13 protein-coding genes are annotated in these 20,772 nt (G+C 34.8%); 12 read left to right on the plus strand and 1 reads right to left on the minus strand.

Annotated features, from left to right (window positions below):
* Positions 1–6: 6 nt before the first annotated feature.
* From CSC80_RS01380 to galE, 12 genes are all read left to right on the plus strand, one after another.
* A complete protein-coding gene (locus tag CSC80_RS01380; RefSeq protein ID WP_099189243.1) occupies positions 7–1,821 on the plus strand; it encodes an alpha-galactosidase in 1,815 nt (604 codons plus the stop codon).
* A gap of 4 nt (positions 1,822–1,825) precedes the next feature.
* Entirely contained in the window at positions 1,826–3,349 is a 1,524-nt protein-coding gene (locus tag CSC80_RS01385) for a sulfatase (RefSeq protein WP_099189245.1), read from the plus strand.
* A gap of 25 nt (positions 3,350–3,374) precedes the next feature.
* Complete coding sequence (locus tag CSC80_RS01390) at positions 3,375–4,748, plus strand: sulfatase (protein WP_099189247.1); 1,374 nt, start codon at positions 3,375–3,377, stop codon at positions 4,746–4,748.
* Positions 4,749–4,757: 9 nt separating this feature from the next.
* Positions 4,758–6,299, plus strand: coding sequence for a sulfatase (locus CSC80_RS01395; protein ID WP_236973299.1), 1,542 nt, complete (start codon positions 4,758–4,760; stop codon positions 6,297–6,299).
* 378 nt (positions 6,300–6,677) lie between these two features.
* Positions 6,678–8,588 carry a right-handed parallel beta-helix repeat-containing protein gene (locus CSC80_RS01400; protein ID WP_180268568.1) on the plus strand — a complete coding sequence of 637 codons (1,911 nt, stop codon included), beginning with the start codon at positions 6,678–6,680 and terminating at the stop codon, positions 8,586–8,588.
* Between the two features lie 83 nt (positions 8,589–8,671).
* On the plus strand, positions 8,672–11,746 hold the full coding sequence (locus CSC80_RS01405; RefSeq protein ID WP_099189251.1) for a TonB-dependent receptor: 3,075 nt from the start codon (positions 8,672–8,674) through the stop codon (positions 11,744–11,746).
* Positions 11,747–11,756: 10 nt separating this feature from the next.
* Positions 11,757–13,238 carry a RagB/SusD family nutrient uptake outer membrane protein gene (locus CSC80_RS01410; RefSeq protein WP_099189254.1) on the plus strand — a complete coding sequence of 494 codons (1,482 nt, stop codon included), beginning with the start codon at positions 11,757–11,759 and terminating at the stop codon, positions 13,236–13,238.
* 117 nt (positions 13,239–13,355) lie between these two features.
* A complete protein-coding gene (locus CSC80_RS01415; protein ID WP_099189256.1) occupies positions 13,356–14,921 on the plus strand; it encodes an arylsulfatase in 1,566 nt (521 codons plus the stop codon).
* A gap of 8 nt (positions 14,922–14,929) precedes the next feature.
* Positions 14,930–16,387 carry an arylsulfatase gene (locus CSC80_RS01420; protein ID WP_099189257.1) on the plus strand — a complete coding sequence of 486 codons (1,458 nt, stop codon included), beginning with the start codon at positions 14,930–14,932 and terminating at the stop codon, positions 16,385–16,387.
* 87 nt (positions 16,388–16,474) lie between these two features.
* Complete coding sequence (gene galK, locus CSC80_RS01425) at positions 16,475–17,623, plus strand: galactokinase (RefSeq protein ID WP_099189259.1); 1,149 nt, start codon at positions 16,475–16,477, stop codon at positions 17,621–17,623.
* An 11-nt stretch (positions 17,624–17,634) separates the two neighbouring features.
* Entirely contained in the window at positions 17,635–18,654 is a 1,020-nt protein-coding gene (locus CSC80_RS01430; RefSeq protein WP_099189261.1) for a UDP-glucose--hexose-1-phosphate uridylyltransferase, read from the plus strand.
* A gap of 26 nt (positions 18,655–18,680) precedes the next feature.
* The gene (gene galE, locus CSC80_RS01435; RefSeq protein ID WP_099189263.1) at positions 18,681–19,709 is read left to right on the plus strand and encodes a UDP-glucose 4-epimerase GalE; all 1,029 of its coding nucleotides are present in this window, start codon (positions 18,681–18,683) and stop codon (positions 19,707–19,709) included.
* Positions 19,710–19,833: 124 nt separating this feature from the next.
* Here the strand turns inward: galE and CSC80_RS01440 are convergent, their stop codons facing one another.
* The gene (locus tag CSC80_RS01440) at positions 19,834–20,766 is read right to left on the minus strand and encodes a TIM barrel protein (protein WP_099189265.1); all 933 of its coding nucleotides are present in this window, start codon (positions 20,764–20,766) and stop codon (positions 19,834–19,836) included.
* Positions 20,767–20,772 lie beyond the last annotated feature (6 nt).

The raw sequence follows: 20,772 nt of genomic DNA on the forward strand, positions 1-20,772 counted from the left end.
CTAAATATGAAAGACATTAAAAAATTAATATTTCTTACAGTATTCGTTCTATTAATTTCGAATACTAGCTACGCAACCGAAATCATCCACTTTAAGCATACAAAGGATGATATGACAATAACCGTACGCAATGCTATTGAAAAAGCTAAAGAAAAGGATATCAAATTAGTTTTCGAAAAAGGGGTTTATACTTTTTTAACCGATTACGCTATTGGCAAATATTTGAGAATTACAAATCATGGTAATGGTTTCAAAAATATAATTTTCAACTTTGATGCCTTTAATTCTGTTGAAGTAGAGGGCAATAATTCTGAATTTATCTTTAATGGACAAGCAGCCCCATTCATTTTTGAAGGTTGTAAAAACATCAAAGTCAGCAACCTGACTTTAGACTGGAAGGTTCCATTTTCTTTTCAAGGCGATGTCATAAATGTTAACGAAAAAGAGCACTATTATGATTTAAAACCTTATACAGACGGATATTCTTGGAAATTAACGAAAGGACAAATTCAATTCCCAGGTATTAATGATTTTAATTTTACATCTTTAGGCAGCACCTTGTCTCACAATAAGACGACGAAAGCAGTAGATTACGGCGCTTTTGACATGTCATTGAACCCAAACTTTGTTGAAAAATTGCCAAATGGAAATTTACGTTTTCACGATAAAAACATAAAACATTTCCCTAGAATAGGGACCGTTCTACAATCTAAAGGTGATAAAAAAAACAACCGATATGCTCCTGCATTTTTAGTTAGAAACTCATCAAATGTAACTTTTGATAAAGTTATTATACATCATGCTTTAGGCATGGGATTTTTGTTTGAACGATCAGAAGACATTCAAATTCAAAACAGCGGAATTTATATTAAAGACGGTGTAGACCGCGTAATTTCGATAATTGCAGATGCAACACATTTTGCTAACTGCAAAGGTGATATTTTAATTGAAAATTGTCGTTTTGAAGGCATGTACGATGACGGAACCAATGTACATGGCACTTATGTAGAAATAGATGAAATCATAAACGATAAAACCGTTAGAGTGGCCCTAAGACATGATCAGCAATTAGGTTTTGAATTTGCCGGTAATGGTGATGAAATTTGGTTTATTAAAAGCCCAGACCCCAATAGAACTGAAGTAAATACAGTGAGCTCTGTTAAGGTTATAAATGATATTTATTCTGAAATTACTTTTGAAGACAAATTAACATCAGACCTAAAATCAGGAGATATCTTAGAGAACAAAACCTGGAATCCTACCTTCACAATGCGCGGCAATACGATCAGAGATCATAGAGCAAGAAATATAATTATAAAAACACCCAAGAAAATTATCATAGAAAATAACGATCTATCATCAATGATGTCTTCCATTATGTTGCGTGGTGAAACATTCTACTGGTATGAATCTGGTAATGTTGAAGATGTTATAATTCAAAACAACAGGTTTATACACTGTGCATATGGTGGTGCGGAACATGCAGTTTTAAAAGTATCGCCTAGATTACGTAAAGATTTTGATGATTCGATTACCTATGACAGAAACATTCAATTTATAAATAACACCATTGAAACATTCGACAATAGAATTATATGGGCCGATAGAGTTGACGGTTTAATAATTAAGAACAATACAATTAAACAAACGTTTACAGAAAAACCGCAATACCCTGATGCTTTTATGTTTGATTTAATCAATTGTAAGAATGTGGAGATTTCTGATAACAGGTATGAAGGTACAAGTAAAAGAATATTACAAACAGATGAAGAATCTAAAAAGACATTGATATTTAAAAAGAACAAAGGGTTAAAAAAATAATACTATGAAATACTATTTGTCGCTATTTATTATTTTACTTTTTTTTTCATGTAAAGATGAAAAATTAGCTAAGACAGAATCAGTTAAAAAGCCGAATATTTTATGGATAGTTGCAGAAGACCTATCCCCATTTTTGGGCTGTTATGGAGACTCTATCAATAAAGGACATACCCCTGTTATAGATAAATTAGCTAGTAATGGGGTACTTTTTAAGCGTGCCTATACCACCGCACCAGTTTGTTCCGCAGCAAGATCTGCTATAATTACAGGTGTTATGCAAACAACCACGGGCACTCACAATCATAGATCCAGTAGATATACAGAAGATAGTATAGTGCCTCAAAATTTACGTATTCTACTACCCAAAGACATGAAAACCATTCCTGAATTAATGAAAAATGCAGGGTATTTCACCTTTAACAGTGGAAAAGATGATTATAATTTCCACTATGACAGAACAGCTTTGTACGATGTTGGTACAAAGAAAAACTATAAGCCGGGAATGAACGGTTGGCAAGGGAACCATGCTATTGACTATATGACGGTAAAGAATTATGTATGGAATGCTAGACCAAACAAAGACCAACCTTGGTTTGGACAAGTTCAAATCATGGGCGGAAAAAAAGATTTCAAATATGTTAGAGAAGGAGAAAAATTAGCACCTAATGATGTACCACTACCTCCATACTTTCCTGATATACCTTCTCAACGAGAAGCTTGGACCACACATTATAACGCAAATAGAGGTTCTGATGTTACTGTTGAAAATATACTAAAACAACTTGAGGCAGATGGAGAATTAGAAAATACTATCATCTTTTTCTTTTCTGATCACGGTAGTCCAACATCCCTTCGCCATAAACAATTCTGCTATGAAGGTGGTATGTTGGTCCCCTTGATCATAAAGGGCAACCACCCTCTTTTACAACCAGGTGTTGTAAGAAATGATCTGGTGTCATTATTAGATGTCTCTGCAACTACATTAGCGATGGGCCAAGCTCAAATGCCTGCATATTTAGATGGTAAAAATTTATTTGAAGAAACTTATAACAAAAATGAGTATGTTATAGGAGCAAGAGATCGTTGCGATTATACCATTGATAGAATCAGAACAGTTGTTTCCGAAGATTTTCGCTATATCAAAAACTTTTTCCCAAATAGGCCTATGATGCAAGCTGGTTACAGAGATAACAAACCCATTGTATTGGATTTAAAGAAAGCTCATAAAGAAGGTAAACTAACATCATATCAAGAAAAACATTGGTTTGGAGAACGACCAGTTGAGGAACTATACGATCTTAAAGCAGATCCACACCAAATTAATAACCTTGCCAAAGATCCAGAGTTTCATAAAATACTTGTTGACCATAGAACCGTATTAGAAAATTGGATAAAAGAAACCGACGATAAAGGGCAGTATCCTGAAGATGTGGCGCAATTAGAAGCAACCTTTAATTTATGGAAAGACAGACCACGTTTTAAAAATGCAAAGATTAACCCTGAATATGATCAGTTTAAGCAAAATTGATAATTTATAAAAAGCATACACCTTTATGAAAACCAAATATATTTTACTCCTTTTTGTTTTTATTTCCACTTTGATTTCATCTTGTAAAGAGCAAGAAAAAAAGCAGGAAGAAGTAGCTAAAGATTATAAGAAACCCAACATTGTATTATTATTCGTAGACGATTATGGGTGGTCAGATGTTGGATTTAGAAACAATATTTTTAGTACCCCAAACATTGATCAACTAAAAAAAGAAGGTTTAAATTTCAACAGAGCATACATACCAACACCAACATGTAGCCCTAGTAGACTTTCTTTGTTAACCGGTAAAGAAGCCATTAGATTGGGCATGCCAAGGCATATTGCGATAGATCCCAATAAACCGGACGCCGAATATAATTTATGGCCAACCGATCCTGTTCAAATGCCATCAAGAAATTATTTACCACTTGAAGAAATTACCTATGCAGAAAGACTAAAAGATTTAGGATACTACAATTATTTTGTAGGCAAATGGCATTTGGGCCATAAAGGTCGTTACCCAACTGATCAAGGTTTTGATGAAGAATTCGGAACAACAGATCATGGACATCCTAAAAGCTACTACTTTCCATTTTTTAATAATGGCGACCCTAATGGTTTTATGGAGAACTATAAGGAAGGAGACTATTTAACCGATGTGTTAACCGATGGGGCGGTAGATTTCATCAAAACCTATGACAAGGCAGATCCTTTTATGCTTTCATTTTGGTACTATTCCGTACATGGACCATCTGTAGGTAGAAAAGACTTATTGAAGAAATATCAAGAGTCTGGTCTAGAAGGGAAATACGCGCATCACGCAGCAATGGTCGAAGCTATGGATGAATCTATAGGCAGGGTTAAAAATGCTTTAAAAGAAAAAGGCATTGAAGATAATACAATTATAATAGTACTATCTGATCAAGGCGGTGCTTACACCAATGCACCTCTTAGTGGTGGAAAAAAAGGCGGAAATACTTTAGGTGAAGGTGGCGCAAGAGTACCATTTATCATAAAATACCCAGGTGTTACCACGGCAAACACAGAAAATGACACCCCTGTACAATCAATTGACCTATACCCAACTTTAATTGAAATTGCTTCAGGAAATACATATAGTGACAACCAAATTCAAGGTGTTAGTTTACTACCAATTTTAAAAGGTAAAAAAATTGAAAAACGAAATCTATATTTTTTCAGAAGTTATGAAGATCAATATGCTGCCGTAATTTCTGGAGATTGGAAATTGATTAAATATCATAGCGGAAAATTTCAACTTTTCAATGTATCTGAAGATATAACCGAGCAAAACAATTTAATAGGTAAAGGGCTGGATATTGAAAAAAAACTAATTGCAGATATTGCCGCTTGGGAAAAAGAGGCGGTACCAACTTACTAAATATTGAACATGAGAACTCATAAACGATCAATCTTTACATTACCGACCATTTATTCAAAATTATTTCTAATTACATTGATGGTATCATGTGGTGAAAAGAAAATCGAGAAAGATAGCAAGGCTCAACAAAAACAGCCCAATATCATTTGGCTTATGGCAGAGGATATAAGCACAGATCTTGCTTGTTATGGTATGCCAAATGTAAAAACACCTTATTTGGATAAGATGGCAAACCTAGGTGTTCGTTTTGACAATGCTTTTGTGACCAACCCTATCTGTTCGCCTAGCCGTTCTGCAATGATGATCGGCACCCATCAAATAAAAACAAATACGCACAACCATCGTAGCAACAGAGATACTCCATTAGACAAACAGTTTACGCCAATGACTCAAAAATTAAGAGAAGCAGGCTATACAACTATCTTAGGCAATCATTCTGTTATGAAAAAAGGACGCAAAATAGATGTTAATTTTAAGCATGATCCATTAGGGGAATGGGACGGTGAAACAAACTTTGGCTTATTTGATAAGTATGATAATTTCGAAAAGGCAGACGAGCCCTTTTTTGCTCAAATTCAATTAGTAGCAACACACAGAGGAGATTGGTGGAATGAAGTACGTGAAAAATCTGAACACCCCGTAAATCCAGATAGTGTTGTAATGCCTTCTTATATGGCCGATCACCCCGCAATTCGTTTAGATTGGGCTAAATACCTTGATCAGATAGAATATATGGATAATGAAGTAGGTATGATCTTTAAAGAACTAGAAGATAAAAATATGGCAGATAACACTGTTGTAATTTTCATAGGCGATAATGGGCGATGTAATATTAAAGGAAAAGGTTATTTACATGATCCGGGGTTACGAATACCTTTAATTGTTTATTATCCAGAGCAATTTAAAGGTGGTGAAATAAGAAAAGATGTTGTGAGTGCAACAGATATTACCGCTAGTATTTTAGATTTTGCCCAAGTTGAAGTGCCTTCATATATGACCGGCAGACCTATATTTGATGCCAATTTCAATAGAGAATATGTTTATGGAGCACGTGATCTATGGGATGAAATAGAAGAAAAGTCAAGGGCGATCACCTCTGGTGAATGGAAATATATTAGAAACGATAAGCCAAAAACACCTTTTGACGCCCACCAAGCATACCTGGAGTTTTATAGACCGGCCGTTCATATTATGCGTCAACTTAAAAAAGAAGGAAAATTAACCGATGAACAAAAATTCTTCTTTGAAAACAAAAAGCCAGTAGAAGAATTATATAATTTAAAGAAAGACCCACAAGAATTGGTCAATTTAGCTAACAATGCCGAATATGAACCAATATTGCTTAAAATGAGAGCAAAAACTATTGATTTTGATAATAGAATGAAACCCGTAAGTGATATCTACGAACCTCAATCAGTTCAAACTACGGTTGATTTGGTACAGTGGATCATAGACGAACACCCAGATGTACGCAAAGAAATGGAGGCTGGTGTAGAAATTGGATTTAAAAAATGGGGGAAGATTCACAAAGATTACCAGAGTAAAAAATAGCGTATATTTAAATACTTGCTTTACCCCTATTCCATAGTATTACTTTCTCAAATAAAAATGATATTCAGAATCCAACTCTTATTATAAGGGTTGGATTTTAAATATATATAAAAGCAGAAGTTCTAAAATAGCAACTACCGTTTTAAATTTTTATCAATTGTAATAAAAGACAATTATTGCATTTAAAAACTATGTCGATTTCACCAAAATAGTTAATTAAAGAAACAAGTGATTTCTATTCCAGACAAATTAAACATTCTCAAAACATCAATATTTACTGGGCTTTAGCGATAATTTACCCTTAAATACATTTTATGTACGGGTATGTACATAGACTTTTATGAATTGATTGATATTTACTCCAGCAAATCACAATCAATGTCAACCAAAACTATTTTTTCAAGATTTCATCTAATAACGATACTCCTTTTCAGTATCTATAGTTACAGCAAACAACTACCAGAAAATGAGCTAGTACTATTTGGTCTAGACATTGCTGAAGACGCAACACCGGCCTTGGTATCCAGAATTTTAAAAGCTGATGAAAAACCAATATCAGAAATAAAGTTTGAAAAAGGAACCTATCATTTTTATCCAGATAAAGGTTTTGAAAAATTTTGCTATATCTCAAACCATGGTGATTTAATGATCAATACACCTTTTCCAATATTCAATTTTGACAAACTCACTATAGATGGTCAAGGATCCACCTTTATATTTCATGGTGTAATGATCCCTTTTTTAATAGAGAATAGTAATAATATAAGTGTAAAAAATCTATCTATAGACTGGCATCAATCATTTCATAGCGAAGGGGTAATAGTTGCAATAGATGAAACTAATAGAACATTTGATATGCAAATTTCAAATGAATACCCTTACGATATTCGAAATGGTCAATTGTTTTTCATTAAAGAATATTATCAACATACCATAGGGCAATCTATCTTATTTGACCCAGAAAGAAAAGCAATCTCTCTTAACACTGAGGCGTATACGGGTATTACCACAAAAACAAAATCTGAAACCACTTTTAATATAGACACCATAACATATAAATATGAATATGATAAACGGGATGTAGACAACAAAAAAATAGGCATGGAAAATGGTATAACGGTTAAAGAAATTAAACCAGGTTTACTGCGAGTTTTCGGGCACAAAAAGAAAATGCCCCCAATAGGTCATATTCTTTCTATGAAAGGTGAACAAGGTTTAAATAGGGTTTCTCCCGCATTTAGCGTAAAAAACACAACTGGTTTCAATGCTTTTAACGTAAACGTACATCATGCTGGCGGTATGGGTATTATTGCCGAAAACTCTGCCGACATTATTCTAGACAATTTTAATGTGACACCATCTCAAGGCCGTATGGTATCTACAACAGCAGATGCCACACATTTTGTTGGGTGCAGAGGAAAATTGGTATTGAAAAATTGCACGTTTGAAAATCAATTAGATGACGCTTCTAACATTCATGGTACGTATCAAAAAATAGTAGACGTACTTGATGATTACAGAATTGGAGTTAGAATGGGACATCACCAACAAAAAGCTTTTGTGATCGGCAGGCCTAATGACAATTTAGGCTTTGTAAGATTGAGTGAATCTTTTTTTCCATATAACAAATCAACTATTAAAAGTATTGAATATATAAATAACAGATACCAAATAATAACACTGAACGATAGGTTACCAAAGAATCTAAAACCTGGTGATTTAGTTGAAAATCTTGATGGGTACCCAGATCTACTGGTAAAAAACTGCATCATAAGAAATAATAGGGCAAGAGGTTTATTGATTTCTAATCCGATACACACTGTTATAGAAAACAATTTTTTCCATACTGAAATGGAAGCCCTTTTAATACCTGTAGAAAGTGGACATTGGTACGAATCTGGTAATGCCGCAAACGTCCTTATTAAAAATAACACATTTCAAGACTGTCAACACGGAGGAAAAAACCGCGGAGTGATCAGGTTTGATACAGATGATGACAATGAGAATATAGCCTTCAAAAATATTGAAATCATTGATAATACATTTAATCAATTTGACAATTTAATCTTAGAAGTCACCAATGTTGACGGACTAATTTTTAAAGGAAACTTAATTACCAACTCAGGCACATTTCCACAGCTTCATCCAGCAAATCCTGCAATCAAAATTGCATATTCTAAAAATTTGATTCTAGACAAAAACAATTATCAAGGAAAAGTAAACTCAAATTCACTGATAACAATAGACGGTTCTAAATCTAATTTAAAACTGAACAATCAATCAAATTAAAATCTTGAAGAATAAAACTTCATGATTTACAAGTAAATATTAATCTAATAAAATCAACTTAAATCTAACTTAAAGCTAATTCTATGAAACTAAAAACACTCTTATTAACCAATAAACTATTGAGTAGGTCATTGCTCTTTACTTTTCTACTAACAATGTTCGTTTGCCTACAAACTCAAGCTCAAGAGATAACCGTAACCGGTACCATTACAGGTGCTGAAGATGGTTACCCAATACCAGGGGCAACGGTAATCATAAAAGGAACAACTACGGGTACAGTATCAGACTTTGATGGAAATTATTCAATTGATGCAAAAGTTGGCGACACTTTAGAATTCAGCTTTATAGGTACGGAGAGCCAAAGTATTGCGGTAACAAATAATACATTGAACATTGTGTTGGTTTCGCAGGCAGAAAGTCTTGATGAAGTTGTAATCATTGGATACGGTTCGGTAGCCAAAAAGGATGTTACAGGTTCAGTAGCTTCAGTAAGTACAAAACAAATTACACAAACACAAACAACCTCTATAGCTCAGGCAATACAGGGTAGAGCTGCCGGTGTTGCCGTTACAAAAAGTTCAGGTCAACCCGGATCTACACCTACAGTAAGAATCAGAGGTGTTGGTACGGTTAATAATTCAGACCCTTTATACATAGTTGATGGTGTACCTATAAATGATATTTCTAATATTAATATGGACGATGCCCAATCAATTCAAGTATTAAAAGATGCATCTGCAACAGCTATTTATGGTTCTAGAGGAGCTAATGGGGTGGTATTGATAACAACAAAATCCGGACGTACATCTAAACCAACTATATCTTACAAGACTTATACAGGTATGGAAACCAGAATAGACAATTTAGATGTTATGAATGCCGAACAGTGGGCAACATTGTATAATGAAGGAAAAGCAAATGACGGTGCCGCTTCTGAACCAGATTTTGCCAACCCATCTTCACTAGAATCCTATAATTGGAAAGACGCTGCTTATAGAACTGGTAATATTCAAAGTCATCAATTAGCTATTTCTGGAGGAAGTGAAAAAATATCATATTATGTTTCTTTTGGTAAATTGGACCAGAAAGGTATTTTAAAAAATACATCTTTTGATAGAACTAATTTTAGGGTCAACAACACGTATCAAATAAAGCCAAAAATAAAAATTGGGCAGAATCTTCAATATTCTAAATCGAAAACAAACTCCGTAACTTCTACAGGCTCAAACTCCAATTTAAAAACAGCATTTATTGGTTATGTTGTAGACCCGGTATCACCAATATACACTGCTGAAGGCACACCAGCCAGACCCTTATATTCCACAGAAATAAGAAACCCTGTTGGACTAACCATTTATGACCAAACACCTCTCACAAAGGAAAGTTTTTTAGGAAATGTGTTCATTGAGGCAGATTTATTCAAAGGTTTGTCATTTAAATCAAATTATGGTTTAGAGATCAATAACCGAAAAATAGACAACTTTCAACCTGAATATTTTATATCTGCAGAACAAAACAGACCTGTAAATAGCTATAATCTAATGAGGTCTGAAAACAAGGTTAGCGTTTGGTCCAATACTTTGAACTATAGAACTACTATTAAAGAAAAACATAGTGTTAACGCACTGTTAGGTCATGAGTCCCAAAAATCGGATTTTAATAATGTAGTAGCATCAAGAAGTAATATTCCAGAAGGTGTTGACAACCCTACTTTGGGAGCTGGTGCAGTTGACACATCTACAAATGGAGGTGGTATATCAAGTTCATCTCTTTTGTCTTACTTTGGAAGGTTAAACTATAGCTATGATGGAAGGTATTTATTTACTGGCACCTACCGAATAGATGGGTCTTCAAGATTTGGAGAGAACAATAGGTTTGCCCAATTTCCTTCATTAGCACTTGCCTGGAATATTAAAAATGAGAAATTCTTTAATAGCGAAGCGATCAATCAATTTAAATTTAGAGTTGGCTGGGGAGAAACTGGAAATCAAAACATACCAAACTCTGCAATTTTCAGCACATTAAGCACTAGTGAGAACTATTTATTGGGTAATGATGAAACAACAGCAGTCGGTTTAGCACCTCTTAGGCCGGGTAATCCTGATTTAAAATGGGAAACAACAACAACTACAAACGTAGGTCTTGACTTAGGGTTTTTAGAGAACTCTATCACTTTTACAGCTGATTACTTCATTAAAACCACCTCAGATATGTTATTGGAATCACCAATACTACAAACATCGGGTTTTGGTTTAAACCCTACTATAAATGCCGGGGAAATTGAAAATAAGGGATTTGAATTTTCTGCCAACTATAAGAAAAGCATCAATGATTTTTTCTTTAGCGTAGGTGGTAATATATCAATAATTGACAACAACGTGGTTAGCTTAGCTTCAGAAGGCAGCTCCATAAATACCGGTAACGCAGGTAATGGGTATTCCAATATTAGTAGAACAGAAGCTGGTAGACCTATTGCATCTTTCTATGGTTTAGAGGCGATTGGACTTTTCCAGAACCAATCTGATATTGATAATAACCCAAGTTTAAGTGGCAATTTGCCCGGAGACGTTCAATACAAAGACCAAAATGGAGATAATGTAATTAACGATGATGATAGAACATTTATTGGTTCACCATTACCAGACTTTACCTATGGAATTAATGTAGATATGATCTACAAACAATTTGATCTGTCTATGTTCTTTCAAGGTGTACAAGGAAATGATATATTCAATGCAACCGGATATTTATTAAATGGAAAATTAGACTCAAATTTAAGTACAGAGTACTTAAATAGATGGACGGGTGAAGGTACTTCTAACTCTGTACCTAGAGCAACATTTGACGGTTTCGCCAATAATAGTAGACTCTCAAGCAGGTTTGTACAAGATGGATCTTATTTAAGGCTAAAAAACATTCAGTTGGGTTACAATTTTGCCAGCAGTGTTCTTGAGAAAACGTTTATTACAAAAGCCCGAATTTACTTAGCGGGTCAAAACTTACTTACAATAACAGGCTACAATGGCTTAGATCCAGAGCTGGGCGTTGATGAAACTCAAACACAAAACGGTAGCAGAACTACTTTAGATTTAGGTATTGATAGGGGTAGATACCCATCAACAAAGACAGTAACAGTAGGTCTTGACATTAACTTTTAAAAAAACACTTATGAAATTATTAGATAACATTAAGAGACATATAAAGTATGGATTACCTGCAGTAATTCTTACAGTAATTCTTGCAGTAACATCTTGTACAGATGAACTAGATTCTGAAGCTTATGGTGAACCTGTTTTAGAAAATTTTTACACCAACCCTGTTCAAGCGGAACAAGCTTTAGTGGCAGCATACTCATCTATGAGTGAAATAGCGGGCAGTAATTTTTGGGGCACCATGGGCAACGACGTCATTTTTGGTGAAATAGGTACAGATGACTTTATTAAAGGAGGACGAACGGCAGAAAATAATGCACCACTTTTTGAAAGGGATACTTGGTCAATTTCTACCTCAAGTCAAATAATAGAGCAAATGTGGAAAGTAAATTATAAAGGTATTCTGTTTGCAAATTTGGTGTTAGAAAACATACCTAACATTGACTTTGATGATGAAGAAAGAAAAAAGGAAATTTTAGCAGAAGCGCATTTCTTACGTGCCTTTTATTATTTTGATTTGGTAAACTCGTTTGGAGGTGTGCCTATTATTGACAGACCACTGGCAATAGGAGAATTCAACGTACCACGATCAACAAAAGAGGCCACTTACACCTTTATTGAAGATGATCTAAAAATTGCTATTGCTGATTTACCTTCAAGATTGAACAGAGACGCAAGTTATACCGGCCGTGCAGATAAAGGTGCTGCTTTAGGTATGATGATGCGTGTATCACTATATCAAAACAAAATGTCACAAGTTGAGACGTATGGAAATCAGTTGTTTGCTTTGGGTTTTGAATTAACGCCAGATTATACTACCATTTTTCAACCAGAAGGAGAGTGGAATTCGGGGTCACTTTTTGAAATTAACTTTTCTTCAGATGCGAGTATTTTGGGGACAGGAATTCCTAGACGTGTAAACCCGATAAGTAACAAAGGTGGAGGTTTTGTACAAGCAAGAGAAGGGCTTAGAAATGAATATGAGGACAATGACCCTAGATTTGATGCTACCTTATTTTTTGAAGATTATAGTTATGGTACTGATTGGTATGTTAGAAAATATGCATGGGCTCCTTATTCAAATTATGACCTTCCTGCTATAGGTGGTAATAACAACAGTGCAAATAATATTAGAATTATAAGATTAGCAGATGCATATTTAATGTATGCCGAAGCTATTTACCTTTCAGATCCTACCACAGCAATTGAATATGTCAATAGGGTAAGAACTAGAGCTAGAGGTACAGCTGATCCTTCTGTGGTACCTAACCTACCCAATTCTTTGACCGGGCAAGATCTATTAGATGCTATTTTTCATGAAAGACGTGTTGAACTAGCAGGTGAAGGTTTAAGGTTTCACGATTTGGTAAGAACAGGTAGAGCAGGTGCCCTATTAAGCTCTTATGGCTTTACGGAGGGTACAAATGAAGTAATGCCATTGCCTATAAATCAAATAACATTATCAGATGGTGTGTTAACCCAAAACCCTAATTATTAGAACATTTAAGCATTCACATTTTTGTTGTAGTTAGTTTTTTCCCACCTACTTTTTTTAGGTGGGAAAATTTTCTTGATACAAGAGGAGTATCTATTCAAACTTATATCACATTTAAACATGAAAATCTTAAAACCATACGTATTACAACTATTGGCTTGCCTGGCATTAGGTGTCAGCTGTAAAGACAAAAAGGTTACGCAAGTAGCTATTGATAATGCGCAATTAAAACCAAACATAGTAGTCATTTACCTAGATGATTTAGGCTATGGAGATATCAGTTCTTACGGGGCAACAGAATTACAAACTCCAAATATTGATGCTTTAGCTTCAGGAGGGTTGAAATTTACAAATGGCTATGCATCTTCCGCAACTTGTACACCAAGTAGGTATGCATTACTCACAGGTATGTATCCGTGGCGAAATAAAGATGCAAAAATACTACCGGGCACTGCTCCCCTATTAATAAGTACTGAGCAACAAACCATACCAACAATGCTTAAAAGCCAAGGCTATCAAACCGCAATTGTTGGCAAGTGGCATCTTGGATTAGGAACCGGAAAAGTAAATTGGAACCAAAGAGTATCACCAGGACCAAATGAAGTTGGGTTTGATGAATCCTATATTCTAGCTGCAACACAGGATAGAGTCCCAACAGTATATATAGACAACGGAAACGTGGTCGGTTTAGACCCCAAAGATCCAATTTCTGTAGATTATAAAAATAATTTTGAAGGCGAGCCCACTGCAATTACCAATCCAGAAATGTTAAAAATGAAATGGCATCATGGACACAATAATAGCATTGTAAACGGAATTCCAAGAATTGGTTTCATGAAGGGTGGAGACGCTGCAATATGGAGCGATACTGATATGGCAGACCATTTTTTGGCAAGGGCACAAGACTATGTAAAACATCATAAAGAGAAGCCTTTCTTCTTATATTATGCAATGCAACAACCACATGTGCCACGCACACCTCATCCACGTTTTGCGGGCAAATCTGGTTTAGGGCCAAGAGGCGATGTAATTCTAGAAGCGGATTGGTGTATAGGTGAATTTATAAAAACCCTAGAAGAAGAGAAATTATTAGAAAATACACTCATTGTTTTCTCTAGTGATAATGGACCAGTTTTAAATGACGGTTATTATGATGACGCTGTCGAAAAACTAGGGAAACATGATCCCAATGGTGGTTTAAGAGGAGGCAAATATAGCATTTTCGAAGCCGGAACAAGGGTACCGTTCATCACCTATTGGAAGGGAAAAATAAAACCTGCAACCTCAGATGCTATTGTTTGTCAAATGGATTTGCTAGCATCTCTAGCTGATTTAGTTGGTATAGAAGAGAATACTACAGACAGTAAAGATATAATGGATGTATTATTAGGAAAAAGTAAAAAAGGAAGAGATAACCTAATTATAGAAGCTACTTCCAGAACTGCATTACGAAGTGGAGATTGGCTAATGATACCTCCTTATAAAGGAATAAATTATAGAGAAAAAGTAGGAATTGAAGTAGGAAGCTTTCCAGAATTTCAACTATACAACCTAAAAGAAGATTTGGGACAACAAAACAATTTAGCCGAGACTAACCCCAATAAACTTGAAGAAATGTTAAAACTTTTTGAGTCAATTAGAGGTAAAGATTATAGTTCAAATGTCAAGGATGTACAATTTAGATAAGTAAGGCTATGAATTTCAAAACTAAAGTATCAATTATCATATTCTCTGTAGCAATAAGTTCATTTGCTCAAGAACAGGATACCCACATAAAAGAAACCAAAAAATTAAATAGTAAGCCAAACATTATATACATTTTAGCCGATGATATGGGAATCGGCGATTTGGGTTCATACGGTCAAAAATACATTAAGACGCCCAATCTTGATAAAATGGCCGCCAATGGTATGCGGTTTACACAACATTATAGTGGGGCAGCTGTTTGCGCTCCATCTCGTTCAACTCTAATGACAGGGCAACATACCGGGCACACTCCAATAAGAGGTAATAAAGAAGCCGGAGACAATAAAGAAGGCCAAATACCATTACCGACAAATGCGTTAACTATTGCTGAAATTCTAAAAGAGCAAGGTTATGTCACAGGTATGTTCGGTAAATGGGGATTAGGTTTTAACGAAGGGGACCCTAACAACCAAGGTTTTGATGAATTTTATGGATATAACGATCAAAAATTAGCACATCGTTATTACCCGGCATATCTAAATCACAATCAAAAAAGAGATTCATTAAAAGGTAATGATTGGACAAATAAGGTCACTTACGCTCCCAATAAAATACAAGCCGAAAGATTAAAGTTCATTAAAGAAAATAAAGACAAAGCTTTCTTTGCCTACATTCCATTGGTGTTACCACATGCCGAAATAATTTCTCCAAATGATTCCATTTTTAAATTATACGATGGCAAGTTTAAAGAAACACCATACACTGCTGATAATTCTTACACCTCTGACTATGGACCTAATATTGTAAAACACTATTATGCACCTGTAGAAAAGCCTTTGGCCACCTACGCCTCTATGGTTACCAGAATTGACAACTATGTAGGTGAAATTATGAACTTGATAGATGAATTAAGTCTCGCTGAAAATACGATTATTATGTTTTCTAGTGACAATGGCCCATCTCCAGAAGGTGGCACAAATCCAGATTTTTTTGATAGTAATAGTAAGTTTAGAGGTTATAAAAGAGATTTATATGAAGGTGGAGTTAGAGCTCCGTTTTTAGTTGTATGGCCAAATAAAATTAAAAAAGGTAGTATTACCGATCATGTATCAACCTTCTACGACGTATTACCGACCTTAACAGAAATCACGGGATCGCAAACACCAAACAATATTGACGGAATTTCATTTTTACCAACACTTATAGGCAATAAAACCCAAGATTTACATGAGTATTTATATTGGGAATTTAATATAAAAGGTGGTAGAAAAGCTATAAGAAAGGGAAACTGGAAAGGGGTTTGGTATAATATTAATACAGATAGGCAAGGCGAATTAGAACTTTACGATCTAGGTAAAGATATTGCTGAAACTACCAATGTTGCAGATCAACATCCTGAAATAGTTACAGAGTTCAAACAAATCATGAAAGAAGCAAGAACCGCTTCAAAGCAGTTCCCTTTTTAGGATTAAACCTCATAAATAAGGCAAAGAAAATATAATACTGCTGGCATTTTTAAGACACCAATAGGTGTTAAAGCATAAAATATGTAGATGAATAAAAAATTACTAAAGAAGATAAAAACAAGCTTTATTGAAAAGTTTAATGCTAACCCTTTAATGATATTTTCTCCTGGTAGAGTTAATCTAATTGGAGAACATACAGATTATAATGATGGGTTTGTATTTCCGGCCGCCGTAGATTTGGGTATTATTTTGGCAATCCAAAAAAGTAATGCCAATATATCTACAGCTTATGCCATTGATAAAGATGAGGAACATATCATTTCAACTGCCAACTTAAAACCCTTAAAAAAAGGTAGTTGGGCAAATTACATTATAGGTGTGATAGCAGAAATACAGAACTGTGGTAAAACAGTCAAAAATTTTGATTTGGTTTTTGGCGGAGATATACCGGGCGGTGCCGGTATGTCATCATCAGCTGCACTAGAAAACAGTGTTGTCTTTGGTTTAAATGTACTTTTTGACCTAGGACTTTCTAAAAAAGAAATGATCTTAATTTCTCAAAAAGCAGAGCACAATTTTGTAGGTGTAAAATGCGGGATTATGGATCAATACGCTAGTATGTTCGGTATTGAAAACAACGCATTACTGCTAGACTGTAGAACAATAAAATCTAAGGCTTACAAAATTGATTTTCAAGACTATCAACTTATATTGATAAATTCAAATGTAAAACATAGCCTAACTGACAGCGCGTATAATGACAGACGCTCTGTTTGTGAAACTATTTCCAAAAAATTGAAGGTAAAAGCATTGAGAGACGTTACCAAAAACGACCTCAAAAAGATACAAGAACGGGTAACCCCTGAAAATTATCAAAAAGCACTATATATCATAGAGGAAAATGAAAGAGTGCTAAGAGCAGCTAAAGCTGTTACCGAAAGAGATTTAAAATTATTGGGGAAACTGCTTTTCCAATCTCATAACGGGTTACAAAATCAGTATAAAGTTAGTTGTGATGAAATAGATTTTCTGGTTAGTAAAGCACGTGCAAACGAACATGTTTTGGGAGCTAGAATGATGGGCGGCGGCTTTGGCGGTTGTACTATTAATTTGATATTGACTAAACATACAAAGTCATTTACTATAGAAGTATCTAAATGTTATAAAGAAAAGTTCAACATAGACTGTACCGTTCATGCTATAAGGCTTTCAGACGGCACAAAAATAATTGAATAAACAAAATCTAAATGCGGACAGAATTACAAGACTATTCACATAAACGCTTAAATATACTTACAGGCGAATGGGTGTTAGTTTCACCACATAGGTCAAAAAGACCATGGCAAGGACAAAATGAAAAAATTTCAAAAGAGGAGAGACCTTCTCATGATGAAAATTGCTTTTTATGCGCAGGAAATGAAAGAATCAATGGAGAAAGAAATCCAGATTATAAAGATGTATTTGTATTTACAAACGATTTTGCAGCACTACAAAAGGAGTCTAAAGATTTTAAACTAGATGACGGCCTGTTTCAAGCGCAAAGCGAAACAGGTATTTGTAAAGTAATATGTTTTAGTCCAGATCACTCTAAGAGCTTAGCGGATATGGAGGTTAACGAGATTAACAAAGTAGTTAAGGTTTGGCAAAAAGAGTATTTAAAATTAGGTGCTATCGACACCATTAAATACGTTCAAATTTTTGAGAACAAAGGCTCAGTTATGGGATGTAGCAACCCACATCCCCATGGTCAAATATGGAGCCACTCCACATTATCAAACGAAGTATTAAAAAAGGATAAACAGCAAAAGAACTACTACATTAATAACAACAGTAGTTTATTAGTTGATTATTTAGCTCAAGAGATCAAAGCTGAAGAACGTATAATTTACCAAAATAAAGATTTCATTGTTTTAACCCCTTTCTGGGCCATATGGCCATTTGAAACCATGATTGTTCCAAAGAAAAAACAATCTGATATTACCCATATGTCATCTAATGAAACTGTAGCCTTTGCCGATGCCATTTCTGCAATTACAAGGGCATATGATAAGTTGTTTCAATGTTCTTTTCCATATTCAAGTGGAATTCACCAAGCACCTACCAATAGTAAAACTAATGAACATTGGCATTGGCATATGAGTTTTTACCCACCTTTGTTGCGCAGTGCAACGGTTAAAAAATTTATGGTAGGCTATGAGATGTTTGGAACGCCCCAACGGGATATTACGGCTGAATTCGCTTCCAGAAAATTAAAAGATTTAATTTAAAAAACAAGTTGTTCAATACTATTAAAATGAAACAAAAAATCATAATTACAGGTGGCACGGGCTATATTGGTTCGCACACGGCAGTTGAGTTCATTATGAAAGGCTTTAACGTAGTCCTTGTTGACGATTTAAGTAATTCTGAAGTTTCAGTATTAGATAGAATACAGGAAATAACGGGAACAAAACCTCTGTTTGAACAAATAGACCTAACCGATAACAATAGGACAAAATCTTTTTTTAATGCTCATAAAGATGCAAGTGGAGTCATCAATTTTGCCGCATTGAAAGCAGTAGGTGAAAGTGTAAAAAAGCCTATTAAATATTACCACAATAATATAAACATTTTATTGAACGTTCTAGAAAACATGGAAAACCAAGGAATTTCCAATTTAATATTTTCTTCATCAGCTACTGTGTATGGTTTACCTGATGTTCTTCCGATTACCGAAGAAAACCAAACCAAAAGACCCACATCACCATATGGTAACACAAAAAAAGTTGCTGAAGAAATTATAGAAGACTTAACCAAAGTCTCCGAGTCTCTCAACGCTATTTCTTTGCGGTACTTTAATCCGATCGGGGCTCACGATTCTTTAAAGATAGGAGAAGCTCCTAATGGAATTCCCAATAATTTAATGCCTTTTATTACCCAAACAGCGGCAGGTATTAGACGTGAATTAAAAATTTTTGGTAATGATTATGACACACCAGATGGAACTGCTGTTAGAGATTACCTACATGTAGTAGATTTAGCTAAAGCTCACGTTTTAGCCTTTGAAAGACTAATAAGCAACCAATCAAAATCCAATTTTGAAGTTTACAATTTGGGTACAGGTACAGGGTACTCTGTATTGGATGTTATAAATTCTTTTGAAAAAACAACAGGCATAAGTCTTAACTACTCTTACGATAAAAGAAGAGATGGGGACGTACCACAATTATATTCAAACCCAAACAAAGCACAAACCAACCTTAATTGGAAAGCATTATTAACGTTAGACGATATGACCCTTTCTTCTTGGAAATGGGAGCAAAACCTAAGAAATGGATATTAGTGGCCATAGAAATTAAACACCTATGACCACTAAACTAGACTAAGTTTTGTTATGCTGAGTTTTAACAACAACATTAAAGAGTCCACAATTGATTTTATCCTTGCCTAACGAATGAAATATAGCCTTACAAGTTAGACGCTGCACGTACAAGTAAATCTCGAGTCAACTGCACACCTTTTTCCTCGCTGTCTCTAGCCGTACTAAACTCGATACCGACGAAACCAGTATAACCAGAATCTTTGACCATTTTCATCATTTTTACATAATCTATGGTTGTTTCATTACCCATTTGATCAAATGCTGTTGCTTTAGCACTTATTCCTTTGGCAAAAGGTAATATTTCTGCAAACCCTTTGTACTTATCATACTCTTCAATGCATTCGCGATCTATATTTTTTTGAGTACAGAAATTTCCAAAATCTGGTAGGGTACCACAATTTTCACGATCTACATTTTTCATAATGTTAGATAGCCATAATCCATCAGAAGAAAACCCACCATGATTTTCTACCAATATATTAATACCTGAACCTTTAGAGTAATCCGATAACTGCTGCAAAGAGTCCAATGCAGCTTTTGTTGCTTCATTCTTATCAACTCCACCACCTAAATTTACCCGTATGGAATGACAGCCCAAAAAGTGTGCAGCATCAATCCATTTGTGGTGATTATTTATAGCTTGTATACGTTTATTAGAATCAACATCTGCCAACTGCCCTTCCCTATCGATCATAATTAAAACATTTTCTACACCCTCAGACGACGCCCTGTTATTCATTTCAGATAAATACTTTTTGTTTTTAGCCTTATCCATAAAAAATTGATTCACATACTCAAGCCCTTCACAATTAAAACTCCTTGCCTTCTCAGCAAAATCAAGATTATCCATTTTTCCGGCTCGCAATGCATTATGAAATGACCACTGAGCTAGTGATATTTTAAAAAACAGGTCCTTTTTCAAAAAATTGACGTTGCCCATACCTAACGCAGAATAACCCGTCATTGAAATTAAACTTGTTGCTTTTATAGTATTTGATATAAATTTTCGTCTTTGCATTACTTC

The organism is Maribacter sp. 6B07, assembly GCF_002700155.1.
GTDB classification, from domain to species: domain Bacteria; phylum Bacteroidota; class Bacteroidia; order Flavobacteriales; family Flavobacteriaceae; genus Maribacter; species Maribacter dokdonensis.

Coding starts and splice junctions, on each gene's coding strand:
- CSC80_RS01380 (WP_099189243.1), top strand. CDS start 7: ATGAAAGACATTAAAAAATTAATATTTCTTACAGTATTCGTTCTATTA.
- CSC80_RS01385 (WP_099189245.1), top strand. CDS start 1,826: ATGAAATACTATTTGTCGCTATTTATTATTTTACTTTTTTTTTCATGT.
- CSC80_RS01390 (WP_099189247.1), top strand. CDS start 3,375: ATGAAAACCAAATATATTTTACTCCTTTTTGTTTTTATTTCCACTTTG.
- CSC80_RS01395 (WP_236973299.1), top strand. CDS start 4,758: ATGAGAACTCATAAACGATCAATCTTTACATTACCGACCATTTATTCA.
- CSC80_RS01400 (WP_180268568.1), top strand. CDS start 6,678: ATGTCAACCAAAACTATTTTTTCAAGATTTCATCTAATAACGATACTC.
- CSC80_RS01405 (WP_099189251.1), top strand. CDS start 8,672: ATGAAACTAAAAACACTCTTATTAACCAATAAACTATTGAGTAGGTCA.
- CSC80_RS01410 (WP_099189254.1), top strand. CDS start 11,757: ATGAAATTATTAGATAACATTAAGAGACATATAAAGTATGGATTACCT.
- CSC80_RS01415 (WP_099189256.1), top strand. CDS start 13,356: ATGAAAATCTTAAAACCATACGTATTACAACTATTGGCTTGCCTGGCA.
- CSC80_RS01420 (WP_099189257.1), top strand. CDS start 14,930: ATGAATTTCAAAACTAAAGTATCAATTATCATATTCTCTGTAGCAATA.
- galK (WP_099189259.1), top strand. CDS start 16,475: ATGAATAAAAAATTACTAAAGAAGATAAAAACAAGCTTTATTGAAAAG.
- CSC80_RS01430 (WP_099189261.1), top strand. CDS start 17,635: ATGCGGACAGAATTACAAGACTATTCACATAAACGCTTAAATATACTT.
- galE (WP_099189263.1), top strand. CDS start 18,681: ATGAAACAAAAAATCATAATTACAGGTGGCACGGGCTATATTGGTTCG.
- CSC80_RS01440 (WP_099189265.1), bottom strand. CDS start 20,766: ATGCAAAGACGAAAATTTATATCAAATACTATAAAAGCAACAAGTTTA.